The organism is Mycobacterium sp. NGS49 (genome assembly GCF_059812565.1).
In genome coordinates this window covers 19,181-33,056 of sequence record NZ_JCALCX010000036.1, presented here as the reverse complement: position 1 = coordinate 33,056, position 13,876 = coordinate 19,181, and the positions used below count along the sequence as shown (strand labels likewise).

The following is a 13,876-nucleotide window of genomic DNA, read 5'->3' as shown; positions in this document are numbered from 1 at the left end:
CTCGCCACAGATCGCGCAGCGGAACTCAGGGGAGGCAGTATCCACCGTCGATCACCAGGTCCGAGCCGGTCATGTAACTGGAGGCCGCACTGGCCAGGTACAGGTACAGACCGTTGAGTTCTTCGGGCCGGCCGATGCGTCCCAGCGGAATCTTCGGCTCCCACAGCCGGTGGTATTCGACGAGGGGCTCGACGAGCTCGGTCATGATGTAGCCGGGGCTGATGCTGTTGACCCGAATGTTGTGCGACGCAAACTCGACGGCCATCGCCTTGGTCAGGTGGATCACCGCAGCCTTGGACGTGCAATAGTGGCCCACCTGCTGCGGGATGTTGATGATGTGGCCGGACATCGATGCGGTGGTGATGATGGACCCGCCGCGGCCCTGCGCGACCATCGCCCGCGCCGCTGCCTGCGCGGTGAGGAATACGCCCGTCACATTGGTGTTCTGAATGCGCTCGAACTCTTCCAGCGGCATATCCAGCATCGGTGTCACCGATACGATGCCGGCGTTGCACACCGCGATGTCGATCCCGCCCAGCTCCGCAGTCATCCGGTCGACCACGGCGGTCACCTGATCTTGCTGCGTCACGTCGCATGCCAGCGGTACGGCCTTGCCGCCGGCCGCCACGATCTCCTCGGCGAGCGCCTCCAGTGCAGCCGAATTCCTTGCTGCCAGCGCGATTTCGGCACCCGCCTGCGCGTAGGCCAGGGCCACCTGCTTACCGATGCCGCTGGACGCCCCCGTCACCAGTGCCTTCTTGCCGTGCAAGTCGAACAGATCCAACACGCTCATGCCTCTAGTGTGTCCGGTATGGGCAACTACACCAAAGCAGAGATCGAGGAGGCGGTCCGGCACTACACCACCGTCGTGCAGGGATGCAGTGCCTCGGGCGACTGGCGCCCCTTCGCTGACCTGTTCACCGAGGACGTTGTCTATACCGAGCATCACTACGGGGTTTTTCACGGCCGCGAGGCGGTTCGGCAGTGGATCGTCGACGTCATGGCCCCGTTTCCGCACATGCGCTTCCCGTCGGAATGGACCGCTTATGACGAAGACAATGACGCTGTGGTCATCATGATCAAGAACCTGCTCGACCACCCGACCGAGCCGGACGGGGAGCCGTTCTGGTTCCCCAACTGGACGCGGCTGGTCTACGCCGGCGATGGACTGTTCGCCAGCGAAGAGGACATCTACAACCCCAACCGCGACGCGCCGCGGGTGGTCGCAGCGTGGCTGCAGGCCGGCGGCAAACTCGCCACGGACGCGATTCCGGGGCCTAGGCGGGAGAGCTGACCGGTTGCCGCTTGCGACGCCGCGAACGCGCGGCGGACAGCGCCTGCTCCCAGGCCAGCAACGTCGTCGCCTTCATATTGGCCGGCTTGAGGCTGTCCTTGGACAGCAGCGCGGTAGCGGCGGCTTTCGTCGCCGCCGATGCTTTCGACATGTGACCGGAGTCGAACGGCGGCTGTGGGTCGTACTCGATGGCCAGCTGGATCGCTTTCGCACGTCCTTCACCGCCGAGCTGCCCGGCGAGCCACAAGGCGAGGTCGATTCCGGCGGAGACCCCGGCGCTGGTAATGACGTTGTCCTCGTGCACGATCCGCTGGTCGCCGACCGGAGTGACCCCGAAGGCCTTGAGAGCCGGAAGTGCGATCCAGTGCGAGGTGGCGCGCTTGTCCCGCAGCAATCCCGCGGCCGCCAGGATCACCGAGCCGGAGCACACCGAGGCGGTCCAGGAGGCTGTTCGATTGGCCTGCCGCAGCCAGTCGAGCAATTTCTCGTCGCGCGCGTGCACCGGAGTCGCCGGGCCGCCGGGGACGAGAATGACGTCGGGGGAGGGAGTTTCGGCCAGGGAGTGGGTAGCCCCCACTATCAGCACACCGGAGTCGGCGGTGACCGGTCCGGCTTCATGCCAGACGAACCGTACCTCGGTGTCGGGCAACTGCCGCAGCACCTCGTACGGGCCGATCATGTCCAATGCGGTGAACCCGGGGTAGGCCACGAACGCGATCTGAGTCATAACGGTTTCCTTTGCTAGGCGAACGCTTTGCGATATTGGTCGGGCGGGATGCCCACGCGGCGAATGAAGTTGCGCCGCATGGTTTCCGCGGTGCCGAAGCCACAGCGGGAGGCGATCGCCACCACGGTGTCGTCGGTTTCTTCCAGCTGCCGGCGCGCGGCTTCGGTGCGCACCCGCTCGACGTACTGGCCGGGCGCCTCGCCGACCTCCTCGGTGAAGATCCGGGTGAAATGCCGCGGACTCATGGCGGCCCGCCGGGCCAGGTCGTCAATGCTGTGTGCGCCGCCGGGTTCGGCTTCGATGGCTTCCTGCACCTCGCGGATCGACGGTCTTCTCGCGCGCGGCATCCACACCGGGGCGGCGAACTGAGTCTGGCCGCCGGGGCGGCGCAGGTAAAGCACCAGCCAGCGGGCGACCGTCTGCGCGACCTCGGTTCCGTGGTCGTCCTCGACCAGCGAGAGGGCGAGGTCGATACCGGAGGCCACACCGGCGGCCGTCCAGATGCGCTCGCCGCTGCGAATGAAGATCGGGTCCGGGTCCACCTCGACCTTCGGGAACTCGGCTGCCAGGCGGTCGGCGAAGGCCCAGTGCGTGGTGGCGCGATGCCCGTCCAACAACCCCGCCTCGGCGGCCAGGAACGCGCCCGTGCAGACGGTGACCACGCGACGGGCGGTGCGGGCGACTGCCCTGATCCAATTGAGGAACTCGACGTCGGTCCGCGCGGCATCCACACCGGAACCCCCGGGCAGCACCACGGTGTCCACGTGGTCGCCGGGATCGGGCAGCGGTACGCCGAGGAAACCCAGGCCGGTGGCCGTGGTGATGGGCTGACCGCCAGGGGAGGCCACCACCACCTCGTAGCCGCCGCTGGTGAGCAGGGATGCACCGGTGAAGACTTCGTAGGGCCCCACCAGATCCAGCGCCTGCACCCCGGCAAAGCCCACGATCACGACTTTGCGGACCACTTTGCGAGCCATGGGTACAGTCTTGGCCACCGGCGGTCCTGGCGTCTACGCCATGTATCCCACAAATCAGGACATCGGACCTGGGCGCAGGTCAGGGAAAGCGTCTTTGGCAGACTAGGCCCATGGCACAGATAACCTTGCGCGGAAATGCGATCAACACCGTCGGCGAACTTCCCGCCGTCGGGTCACCAGCCCCTGCATTCACGATGACGGGCGGCGATCTGAGCCCCTTCAGCAGCGACCAGTTCAACGGTAAAGCGGTGCTGCTGAACATCTTTCCGTCCATCGACACTCCGGTCTGCGCCTCCAGCGTGCGGACCTTCAACGAGCGCGTCGCCGGAAGCGGCGCCTCGGTGGTGTGTGTGTCCAACGACCTGCCGTTCGCGCAGAAGCGGTTCTGCGGCGCCGAGGGCATCGAGAACGTCAGCGTGGCATCGGCGTTCCGCGACAGCTTCGGCAAGGACTACGGCGTCACCATGGTCGACGGCCCGATGGCCGGGCTGCTGGCGCGGGCGGTTGTCGTGATCGGAGCCGACGGCAAGGTCGCGCACACCGAGCTGGTGCCCGAGATCGCGCAGGAGCCCGATTACGACGCCGCGATCGCTGCGCTGGGCGGCTGACGGTCAGCTGCCCGGAAACTCGACCGGCACGGTCACCGTGTCGGCAGCCCGGGGCTCCAGGGGCGGACCGGCATTGGTTGCGGGGCAGCCGGCTAGCATCATGGCGCCCATGGCTGTCATCAGCACGGCCAAGACCGCGCGGACCACCCGCACCCTGTTCCTGTCACTCATCGCTGACTCCTAATATCGACCACACCCGGCGGCCGCTGGCATAACCAGCGCCGGGGAAATATCGCGACGGCAACAGGTTATCGCCAAACGAGTACCGTTGGAAGAGCCAGGTTTTTCGGAGACACCATTTCCTGATGAATTCGAAAATTGCCGCTTACATCGCAACCCCGCTGGTAGCGACGCTCTTCCGATTGTCAAACCGTTTTACATTGCGTACTTAAAGCCCCAACATCCGCGCCGTTTCCATACGCATGTCGATTTTGCGGACTTTCCCGGTCGCTGTCATAGGGAATTTGTCAACCAAGTGAACATAGCGCGGGATTTTGTAATGCGCGAGCCGTCCCGAGCAGAACGCCCGGACCCCCTCGACATCCAGCGCCGCCCGCCCGGGCCGCATCTTGATCCACGCGCAGACCTCCTCGCCGTAGGTGCTGTCGGGAACGCCGAACACCTGCACGTCTTCGACATCGGGGTGGGTATGCAGGAACTCCTCGATCTCACGCGGTGACAGATTCTCGCCACCGCGGATGATCAAGTCCTTGATTCGTCCGGTCACCACGCAATAGCCGTCGTCACGCATCATCGCCAGGTCACCGGTATGCATCCACCCCTGGTCGTCGATCGCCGCACTGGTCTTCTCGTCGTCGCGCCAGTAACCCAGCATCACCGAGTAGGCGCGGGTGCACAGTTCCCCGGACTGACCTCGCGGCACGACCCGTCCGGTCCCGGGGTCGACGATCTTGACCTCGACATGCGGATGCACCCGGCCCACTGTCTCGGTTCGACGCTCCAGGTCATCGTCGACCGTGGTTTGGCAGGACACCGGCGAGGTTTCGGTCATGCCGTAGGCGATCGACACCTGCGCCATGTGCAGTTCGTCGATGCACCGCTTCATCACCTGCACGGGACAGGGCGCACCGGCCATGATCCCGGTACGCAGCGACGACACGTCGCGGCGGGCCAGGTCGGGGTGTCCGAGCATGGCGATGAACATCGTCGGTACCCCGTAGACGCCGGTGCAGCGCTCCTGCTCGATGGCCAGCAGCGTTGCGGCGGGGTCGAACCCCGCGCCCGGATTCACCATGGTGGCGCCGTGGCTGGTGCAGCCCAGGTTGCCCATCACCATGCCAAAGCAGTGGTAGAACGGCACCGGGATGCACAATCGGTCACCGGGCCCGAGCCGGATCTGCTCGGTGACGAAGAACCCGTTGTTGAGGATGTTGCGGTGTGACAGGGTGACTCCCTTGGGTGATCCCGTTGTGCCGGAGGTGTATTGAATGTTGATCGGATCCGACGGGGACAGGACGGTCATCCGGTCCCGCAACACTGCGCTGCCCGCCCCGGCCGCGCGCTGCCCAAGCCGGTCCCAGTCACCGGTGCCCAGAAACACGACCTCAGCCAGATTTGTTGCGTCGGAGGCTACTTCGTCAACCATGCGGCGGTAGTCGGAGGTCTTGAAAGCGGCCGCGGATACCAGTAGCCGGGTACCGGAGTGACGCAGCACATGCGACAGCTCGTAGGTACGGTAGGCCGGGTTGACGGTCACCAGGATGGCGCCGATCTTGGCGGTGGCGTACTGCAGGATTGTCCACTCCGGGCAATTGGGTGACCAGATGCCGACTCGGTCGCCTCGCTGGATGCCACTGGCCACCAGGGCGATTGCCAATCGGTCGACCTCGGAGTTGAGTTCGGCATAGGTCCAGCACCGTCTGCCTGCTACGTCGACCAGCGCCTCCGCGTCGGGGTGAGCGCGCACCGTGCGCTCGAAGTTGGCACCAATCGTCTCCTCGAGCAATGCGATGTCGACCGGCCCGGCCGCGTAGGAATCCATGCCTAGAGACCGGCGCGGTCGGCGAGCAGGGCACGGTGTTGGGCGCTGCTGCCGAAGATCACTGCGGTGGTCTTGGCGCGCCGGAAGTACAGATGCATGTTGTGCTCCCAGGTGAACGCGATCCCACCGTGGATCTGGATCGCCGATCCGGCGCACACCATGAAGGCGTCCGCCGCCTGCGCTTTGGCCAAGGGCGCGGTGACGTGCAATTCCTGTCTGTTCGTGGCGCTCATCGCGGCAAACATCACCGCGGCCCGGGTGGCATCGATCTCGATCAGCATGTCGGCACACACATGCTTGACCGCCTGGAAGGACCCGATCGGCCGGCCGAATTGCCTTCGGCTTCCGGCGTATTCGACTGCCAGCTCAAGGCATGCCTCGGCGCCGCCGAGCATCTCCGCAGCGAGCAGCACGCGCGCCACGTCGAGCACTGCCTGAAGGTCCTCGGCCGAACCTGCGGTCAAGGGTTCGGCCGGAACCCGGTCGAGCTGCAGCCTGGCCACCGGCCGGGTGATGTCGAAGGAAGGCAGTCGCGTGACGGTCACGCCCGGCGCGTCGGTGGCCGCGACGTGCACCACCACCCGATCGTCCACCAACGCCGGAACGACGATCAGGTCTGCGACATGGCCGTGTAGCACGGGGCTGCACTCGCCGCTGAGCAGACTTCGGCCGCCACGTCTTTCCACTCGAACGGTTGCCCCCTGGGCGATGTCGTGCCCGCCGGCCGCCAGCGTTCCGACCTGTTCGCCGGTGAGCAGGCCGGTCAGGAGCTTCTTCCGCTGCTCTTCGTCGCCCATCCGCAGCACGGCTTCGATCGCGAAAATGTTGGCGGCGAACGGAACTGGTGTCAGCGCCCGGCCGAGCTCGCCGAAGGCGATGGTCATCTCGACCATTGTGGCGCCCAGTCCACCGTATTGGGACGGCGTGTGGAGTGCAGGCAGCTCCAGCTCGCCGCACAACCGCCGCCACAGCTGCCGGTCGAAGCCGTCTGCCGCGGCCACCTCGCGCATCCGCGCCGGTGGAGCGTGTTGGCGCAGAAAGCGGCGCAGTGACGCGCGGAAGTCGTGTTGTTCGGTGCTGTAGCGAAAATCCATCTCAGTTCTTCAGGTCGTGCCGGTGTCTCGACGTGGCTCCTTGGGAAGACCGAGCAGCTGTTCCCCGATGACGTTGCGCTGGATCTGGGAGCTGCCGGCGTAAATCGTGGCGGCGCGAGCGTAGAGCAACTCATCCAGCCAGCAGGCGGCCGAGTTGGGGGTACCCACCGCCGGGACGATCAGCGCCTCCCCGTTGCCCGAACCGTCGGCGCTCAGTGCCTCGAGGCTCAGAATCTCAGCCGCGAGTTCGGTGTAACGCTGGAAGTACTCGCTCCACAGGACTTTGCTGATCGCGGCTTCGGCACCGGGCCGTTGTCCGTTGATCAACGAGGTCAGGCCGCGGTATCCCTGGTAACGCATGATCTGGACCCGCGAGTAGCACCATGCCAACGCATCACGAACGAGGGGATCGGTGTGCTTGCCGCGGTCGCGGGCCAGTTCGCACAACCGGTCGAGGTCACGGCCGAAATTGATAGCAGCGGTGGTGACCTGGGAGGCGCGTTCGAAGCCGAGCAGCGTCATCGCCACCCGCCAGCCATCGCCGACCCGACCGATCACATTGGCGGCCGGGGTGCGCGCGTCGGTCAGAAACACCTCGCTGAACGAGGCGTGTCCGGCCGCGTTGACGATCGGGCGAACCGCCAGGCCGGGCTGGTCCATGGGTACCAGCAGCATCGACAGCCCGTTGTGCCTGGGTCCGTCCGGGTCGGTTCGCGCCAAGACGAAGATCCAGTTCGCGGTAGGTCCCGCCGACGTCCAGATCTTCTGACCGTTGAGTATCCACTCGTCTCCGTCGAGCACCGCCCTGGTTCGCACGGACGCCAGGTCCGAACCCGCTTCGGGTTCGGAAAACCCTTGACACCAGCGGTCCTCGCCACTGAGGATACGCGGCAGGTAATGTGCCTTCTGCTCTTCGGAACCCAGCGCAATCAGCGTATTACCCAGTAGCTGAATGCCCAGCAGGTCGTTCTCCAGCCCTTCGGGCGCGCCCGCACGGGCGAACTCCTCGTCGAGCACCGCCTGCGCCATCACGGACAGACCCGCGCCACCGAATTCCTCGGGCCAGGACACAGCGACCAAGCCGTTGGCCGCCAGCAACTGCCGCCACTGCCGCGCGAACTCGTCGCGCGCCGCCGGTGCCAGCGCCCCGGGTCCCGCCCAATCCTCGGGCAGGTGCTCGTGCAGAAACGCGCGGATCCGGTCGCGGAAGGCTTCGGCCTCCGGCGGATAGGTGATGTCCATTGCCCGGTGTACCTCAAGGGCGGTTTTTGTTCGCGCGCAGGATCTCCGGCGCGTCTCGCCAGTCGTCGAGTCCGTACTCGACGGTGCCGTACGACAGCTTTCCACCCGTGACCTCACCCCAGTGGGCGTGATTGAGCTGATGGATCTTGAAGCAACCGTCCAGGGCGGTGGAAAAGCCCATCGCGTCGACGGTCTGGTTCACCGACTCTTTGATCAGCAGCGCGGCCATGGTCGGCACCTTGGCGACCCTGCGCGCAAATTCGATTGTGCTGTGCGATAACTGGTCGGCAGGAAACACCTTCGAGACCATCCCCAGCGCATGGGCTTCATCGGCGCCGATCGAGTCGCCGGTGAGCAGAAGTTCCTTGGCCTTACGGGGCCCGAACTCCCAGGGATGGCCGAAGTACTCCACCCCGCACATACCCAGGCGGGTGCCCACCACGTCGGCGAACACGGTGTCCGCAGCGGCGACGATGAGATCGCAGCACCACGCCAGCATCAGACCCGCCGAAAGGACGGTGCCGTGCACCTCGGCAATGGTGATCTTGCGCAGGTTGCGCCATCTCTTCGTGTTCTCGAAGTAGTAGTGCCATTCCTGCCGGTTGCGTGACTCCACCCCGCCGAAGGTCCCGCCGTTGCAGTGGTAGGTGGGGTGCTGGTCCGGCCCCGGTGCCCGCTCTCTGACGTCGTCGGACGATCCGAGGTCATGGCCCGCCGAGAAGGCGGGACCGGCACCCCGCAGGATCACGACCCGGACGGTGTCGTCGGCTTCGGCGAGTTCGAAGGCGGCGCCCAACTCCACGAGCATTCCGCGGGTTTGCGCATTGCGCTGCTTGGGGCGGTTCAGGGTGATGACGGCAATCAGCCCATCGTCACGCGTCTCATAGCGGATGAAATCGAAGCCCTGCACGGGATGCTCCCCATTGGACCGGCGATCGACCGGACCGAGCCCGGTGACACTCATGGTGACTCCTTGCTGCTCACTGAGCGCAGAACCTCTGACCCGTGCGAGGTTACGCGGAACTTCGCCGCTATGTCCATAGCCAATACGCCATATATCGGCATACGAACAGGAGAATCCCCAAGCAAAAAGCATCTTGTGTACAACGAAGTATCTTGCTAGTACTGTGTTAGCGAGAGAACAAGCCAACCGCGGCGCGCCGGAATCCCGGCGGGGGCACATACGACCAAGAAGGGTTAACGATGGAGATCGGAATCTTCCTCATGCCGGCCCATCCACCGGAGCGCACTCTGTACGACGCGACCCAGTGGGACCTCGACATCATCGAGCTGGCCGACCGGCTCGGATATGTAGAGGCCTGGGTCGGTGAACACTTCACCGTGCCGTGGGAGCCGATCTGCGCCCCCGATCTGCTGCTGGCCCAAGCGTTGTTGCGCACCAAGCACATCAAGGTCGCTCCAGGCGCCCACCTGTTGCCGTATCACCACCCGGTCGAATTGGCGCACCGGGTCGCCTATTTCGATCATCTCGCCCAGGGCCGGTTCATGCTGGGCGTGGGGGCCAGCGGGATTCCCGGCGACTGGGCGCTGTATGACGTCGACGGCAAGAACGGCGAACACCGCGAAATGACGCGCGAGGCGCTGGAGATCATGTTGCGCATCTGGACCGATGACTCCCCCTGGGAGCATCGCGGAAAGTACTGGAACGTCAACGGCATTTCCCCGATGTTCGAGGGCTTGATGAAGCGGCACATCAAGCCGTTCCAGAGCCCGCACCCACCCATCGGGGTAACTGGTTTCAGTGCCGGCTCAGAGACACTGAAGCTGGCCGGTGAACGCGGTTACATTCCCATGAGCCTGGATCTCAACGCCGAGTACGTGGCCACCCACTGGGACGCGGTGCTGGAAGGTGCCGAGCGCAGCGGCCGCACCCCGGATCGCCGGGATTGGCGGCTGGTACGTGAGGTCCTGGTGGCCGAAACCGACGAGCAGGCGTTCCGTTACGCCGTCGACGGCGCAATGGGGCGGGCCATGCGCGAATACACGCTGCCCACCTTCCGCATGTTCGGGATGACCAAGTTCTACAAGCACAACCCGTCGGTGCCGGACGATGACGTGACTCCGGAGTACCTGGCCGAGAACGCATTCGTCGTCGGCTCGGTGGAAACGGTCGTGGACAAACTCGAGGCCACCTACGACCAGGTGGGCGGATTCGGCCACCTGCTGGTGCTCGGGTTCGACTACCTGGAGAACCCGGGTCCGTGGAAGGAATCGCTGCGTCTGCTCGCCGAAGAGGTCATGCCCCGACTCAATGCCCGAATCGCCAAGAAACCGGTCGCCCTGGTCGTCTAGCGCGACCACACAGTCGAGGAGAGGCACCACGATGACGGTTCGCCAAGTCACCGTTGGCTATTCAGACGGAACGATCAGGACGATGCCGGTGCGTCCGGACCAGACGATGCTGGATGCCGCCGAGGAACACGGCGTCGCCATCGTCAACGAGTGCCAGAGCGGAATCTGCGGCACCTGCGTGGCCGGCTGCGCCTCCGGCCAGTACGAGATGGGACGCACCGAGGGACTGTCCGATGTGGAGCGCGCGGCGCGAAAGATCCTGACGTGTCAGACTTTCCCGACCTCGGACTGCCGCATCGAACTGCAATACCCGGCCGACGACAACGCGGCGCTGCTGATCACCGGTGAAGGTGTGGTGACCGAGGTCGACCTGGTGTCACCCACTACGGCCATACTGCGGATCGATGTCTCGGGTCTGGGCGCCACTCTGCGATACAAGGCCGGCCAATTCGCGCAATTGCAGGTGCCCGGCACCGACACCTGGCGCAATTACTCCTATGCCCAACCCGACGGCGGCCCCGATCTGGAGTTCATCATCAGGCTGCTGCCCGACGGTGTGATGTCGAACTACCTGCGCGACCGGGCGAGGCCTGGTGATCGAATTGCCATGCGCTGCAGCAAGGGCAGCTTCTATCTGCGCCCCGTGGTGCGACCGGTCATCCTGGTCGCCGGTGGCACCGGTTTGTCGGCGATCCTGGCCATGGCCGAGAGCCTGCCCGCCGAGACCGGCCAACCGGTCTATCTGCTCTACGGGGTCACCGCGGCCGAAGACCTCTGCAAGCTCGACGAACTCACAGCGTTGCGGCGCCGCGTCGCCGCCCTGGAGCTACATGTCATCGTCAGCAACCCGGACGCCGCCTGGGACGGGCCCACCGGCCTGGTCACCGATCTGCTCGACGAGCGGATGCTGGCCGGTGGTGACGCCGACGTGTACCTGTGCGGTCCGGCAGCGATGGTGGAAGCCACCCGGTTGTGGCTGGACAACAACGGCTTTCAGCGTGTCGGGCTTTACTACGAGAAGTTCGTTGCCAGTGGCGCCGCTCGCCGGCGCACGCCGGCACGCGTCGACTACACCAAGATGGACATCGGTGAGGTGCGCCGGCGCGGCCGTGGGACTGCCGTGGTGATCGGCGGCAGCATCGCGGGTATCGCGGCGGCCAAGGTGTGCAGTGAGACCTTCGAGCGGGTGATCGTGCTGGAGAAGGACGATCCGCACCGCCGACGGGAGGGCAGGCCGGGCGCAGCCCAGGGCTGGCATCTGCATCATCTGCTCACCGCGGGACAGATCGAACTGGAGCGATTCTTTCCCGGCATCGTCGACGACATGGTCCGTGAGGGGGCCTTCAAGGTCGACATGGCGGCTCAGTACCGGATTCGGTTGGGTGGGTCCTGGAAGAAGCCGGGCACGAGCGACATCGAGATCGTCTGTGCCGGAAGACCATTGCTCGAATGGTGTGTGCGACGCCGGTTGGACGGCGAATCACGGATCGACTTCCGTTACGAATCCGAGGTCACCGATCTGGTGTTCGACCGCGCCCAGAACACCGTCATCGGGGTGGCCGTAGGCTCCGAACCCGTGGTGATACCCGCCGAGTTCGTCGTCGACGCGTCCGGCAAGAACACCCGGGTCCCGGAGTTCCTGGAACGCATCGGCATCGGCGCACCCGAGGTGGAGCAGGACATCATCAACTGCTTCTACTCGACCATGCAGCACCGCGTTCCACCCGAGCGTCAGTGGCAGGACAAGGTCATGGTGATCTGCTATGCGTACCGTCCGTTCGAGGACACCTACGCCGCGCAGTACTACACCGACAGCTCGCGCACTCTGCTGTCCACCTCACTGGTGGCCTACAACTGCTACTCGCCGCCCCGAACAGCCAAGGAGTTCCGGGAATTCGCCGATCTGATGCCCTCACCGGTGGTGGGGGAGAACATCGACGGTCTGGAGCCGGCCTCGCCGATCTACAATTTCCGCTACCCGAACATGTTGCGGCTGCATTACGAGAAGAAGCGTAATCTGCCGCGTGCACTGCTGGCCGTCGGCGACGCCTACACCAGCGCCGACCCGGTCTCGGGGCTGGGAATGAGCCTGGCGCTCAAGGAAGTCCGCGAAATGCAGGTGCTGCTGGCCAAGTACGGACCCGGGCACCGGGACCTGCCGCGCCGCTATTACCGGTCGATAGCCAAGATGGCGGATACGGCTTGGTTCGTGATCCGCGAACAGAATCTGCGGTTCAACTGGATCAAGGACGTGAACAAGAAGCGGCCGTTCTACTTCGGGGTGCTCACCTGGTATATGGACCGTCTGCTGGAGTTGGTGCACGACGACCTCGACGCCTACCGCGAGTTCCTGGCCGTCGTCCACCTGGTTAAGCCACCGCTGGCGCTGATGAAGCCGGGCATCGCCGGCCGCGTCATCGGCAAGTGGGCACGAACCCGGCTGTCGGGGGAGAAGACGTTGATCGCCCGCAATTACCAGAATCGCCCGATACCGGCCGAGCCTGCCGAGCAACTCGTGGGCGCGGCCGCAGGTCACGGGCGCTAGAGGGAGCTGGAGGAGACGTGAGCATGGTTCATCGGAGCTTGAACTGCCGGGGCACCCGCATCCATGCGGTAGAAGAGGGTGACGGCCCCTTGGTGGTGCTCATTCACGGTTTCCCGGAGTCGTGGTATTCGTGGCGCCACCAGATTCCGGCATTAGCCGCCGCGGGCTACCGGGTAATTGCCATCGACCAGCGCGGCTACGGGCGATCGTCGAAGTACTTCCTGAACTCCGCTTACCGCATCAAGGAACTGGTCGGCGACATCGTGGGTGTCGTCGGCGCCTACGGTCAGGACAAGGCGTTCGTCGTCGGGCACGACTGGGGAGCACCGGTCGCCTGGACCTTCGCCTGGTTGCACCCCGACCGGTGCTCCGGCGTGGTCGGCATCAGTGTTCCCTTCGCCGGACGGGGCGTAATCGGTCTGCCGGGCAGTCCTTTCGGCGAACATCGGCCCAACGACTACCACCTGGAACTGGCCGGCGATGGCCGCGTCTGGTATCAGGACTACTTCTCCGCACAGGACGGCATCATCGCCGAGATCGAAGAGGACGTGCGTAGCTGGCTGTTGGGTCTGACCTACACCGTCTCCGGTGAAGGGATGATCGCGGCGACCAAGGCGGCAGTGGACGCCGGCGTCGACCTGGCCGCCATGGACCCGATCGACGTGATCCGCGCCGGCCCCCTGTGCATGGCGCAAGGCGCAAAGCTCAAGGACGCGTTCGTTTATCCCGAGACGATGCCGTCCTGGTTCACCGACGCCGATGCCGATTTCTACACCGCAGAATTCGAGCGCTCGGGTTTCGGCGGCCCGCTCAGCTTCTATCACAACATCGACAACGACTGGCACGACCTGGCCGACCAGGAAGGCAAGCCGCTCACCCCGCCCGCACTGTTCATCGGCGGCCAGTACGACGTGGGCACCACCTGGGGCGCCGAAGCCGTCGAACGCGCCGATGAGGTGATGTCCGACTACCGCGGCACCCACATGATCGCCGACGTCGGTCACTGGATTCAGCAGGAAGCTCCCGATGAGACCAACCGGTTGCTGGTGGATTTCCTGGACGGGTTGCGCTGAA

The 13,876-nt window shown here is 65.1% G+C and carries 13 protein-coding genes; 5 read left to right on the top strand and 8 right to left on the bottom strand.

What is annotated here, in order from left to right; genetic code table 11:
* Positions 1-25 precede the first annotated feature (25 nt).
* Positions 26-793: an SDR family oxidoreductase gene (locus AC5Y7D_RS26450; RefSeq protein ID WP_499928733.1), complete on the bottom strand. Its 768-nt coding sequence runs from the start codon at positions 791-793 to the stop codon at positions 26-28.
* An 18-nt stretch (positions 794-811) separates the two neighbouring features.
* Between AC5Y7D_RS26450 and AC5Y7D_RS26445 the strand changes: the two genes are divergently transcribed.
* Entirely contained in the window at positions 812-1,294 is a 483-nt protein-coding gene (locus AC5Y7D_RS26445; RefSeq protein ID WP_499928732.1) for a nuclear transport factor 2 family protein, read from the top strand.
* On the opposite strand, the gene AC5Y7D_RS26440 is transcribed toward AC5Y7D_RS26445, so the two are convergent.
* Positions 1,278-2,021: a DJ-1/PfpI family protein gene (locus AC5Y7D_RS26440; protein WP_499928731.1), complete on the bottom strand. Its 744-nt coding sequence runs from the start codon at positions 2,019-2,021 to the stop codon at positions 1,278-1,280. The two genes, AC5Y7D_RS26445 and AC5Y7D_RS26440, sit on opposite strands and share 17 nt — an antisense overlap.
* 14 nt (positions 2,022-2,035) lie before the next feature.
* Positions 2,036-2,986 carry a GlxA family transcriptional regulator gene (locus AC5Y7D_RS26435; protein ID WP_499928758.1) on the bottom strand — a complete coding sequence of 317 codons (951 nt, stop codon included), beginning with the start codon at positions 2,984-2,986 and terminating at the stop codon, positions 2,036-2,038.
* A gap of 122 nt (positions 2,987-3,108) precedes the next feature.
* On the opposite strand from AC5Y7D_RS26435, the gene tpx reads away from it, so the two are divergent.
* On the top strand, positions 3,109-3,606 hold the full coding sequence (tpx, locus tag AC5Y7D_RS26430) for a thiol peroxidase (RefSeq protein WP_499928730.1): 498 nt from the start codon (positions 3,109-3,111) through the stop codon (positions 3,604-3,606).
* A 3-nt stretch (positions 3,607-3,609) separates the two neighbouring features.
* Here tpx and AC5Y7D_RS26425 read toward each other — a convergent pair whose 3' ends face one another.
* From AC5Y7D_RS26425 to AC5Y7D_RS26405, 5 genes are all read right to left on the bottom strand, one after another.
* Positions 3,610-3,777, bottom strand: coding sequence for a hypothetical protein (locus AC5Y7D_RS26425; RefSeq protein ID WP_499928729.1), 168 nt, complete (start codon positions 3,775-3,777; stop codon positions 3,610-3,612).
* Positions 3,778-3,994: 217 nt separating this feature from the next.
* Positions 3,995-5,608, bottom strand: a complete 1,614-nt coding sequence (locus AC5Y7D_RS26420; protein WP_499928728.1) for an AMP-binding protein — start codon at positions 5,606-5,608, stop codon at positions 3,995-3,997.
* 2 nt (positions 5,609-5,610) lie between these two features.
* Positions 5,611-6,702, bottom strand: coding sequence for an acyl-CoA dehydrogenase family protein (locus AC5Y7D_RS26415; protein ID WP_499928727.1), 1,092 nt, complete (start codon positions 6,700-6,702; stop codon positions 5,611-5,613).
* A 9-nt stretch (positions 6,703-6,711) separates the two neighbouring features.
* Positions 6,712-7,944: an acyl-CoA dehydrogenase gene (locus AC5Y7D_RS26410; RefSeq protein WP_499928726.1), complete on the bottom strand. Its 1,233-nt coding sequence runs from the start codon at positions 7,942-7,944 to the stop codon at positions 6,712-6,714.
* A 13-nt stretch (positions 7,945-7,957) separates the two neighbouring features.
* Positions 7,958-8,908 (bottom strand): enoyl-CoA hydratase, encoded by a 951-nt coding sequence (locus AC5Y7D_RS26405; RefSeq protein WP_499928725.1) that lies wholly within the window; start codon positions 8,906-8,908, stop codon positions 7,958-7,960.
* A 239-nt stretch (positions 8,909-9,147) separates the two neighbouring features.
* On the opposite strand from AC5Y7D_RS26405, the gene AC5Y7D_RS26400 reads away from it, so the two are divergent.
* The 3 genes from AC5Y7D_RS26400 to AC5Y7D_RS26390 are packed head-to-tail and all read left to right on the top strand — an operon-like array spanning position 9,148 to position 13,875.
* Complete coding sequence (locus tag AC5Y7D_RS26400; protein ID WP_499928724.1) at positions 9,148-10,257, top strand: LLM class flavin-dependent oxidoreductase; 1,110 nt, start codon at positions 9,148-9,150, stop codon at positions 10,255-10,257.
* 31 nt (positions 10,258-10,288) lie between these two features.
* A complete protein-coding gene (locus AC5Y7D_RS26395; RefSeq protein WP_499928723.1) occupies positions 10,289-12,802 on the top strand; it encodes an FAD-binding oxidoreductase in 2,514 nt (837 codons plus the stop codon).
* Between the two features lie 17 nt (positions 12,803-12,819).
* Positions 12,820-13,875 carry an alpha/beta fold hydrolase gene (locus tag AC5Y7D_RS26390; RefSeq protein ID WP_499928722.1) on the top strand — a complete coding sequence of 352 codons (1,056 nt, stop codon included), beginning with the start codon at positions 12,820-12,822 and terminating at the stop codon, positions 13,873-13,875.
* The last annotated feature ends 1 nt before the right edge of the window (position 13,876 follow it).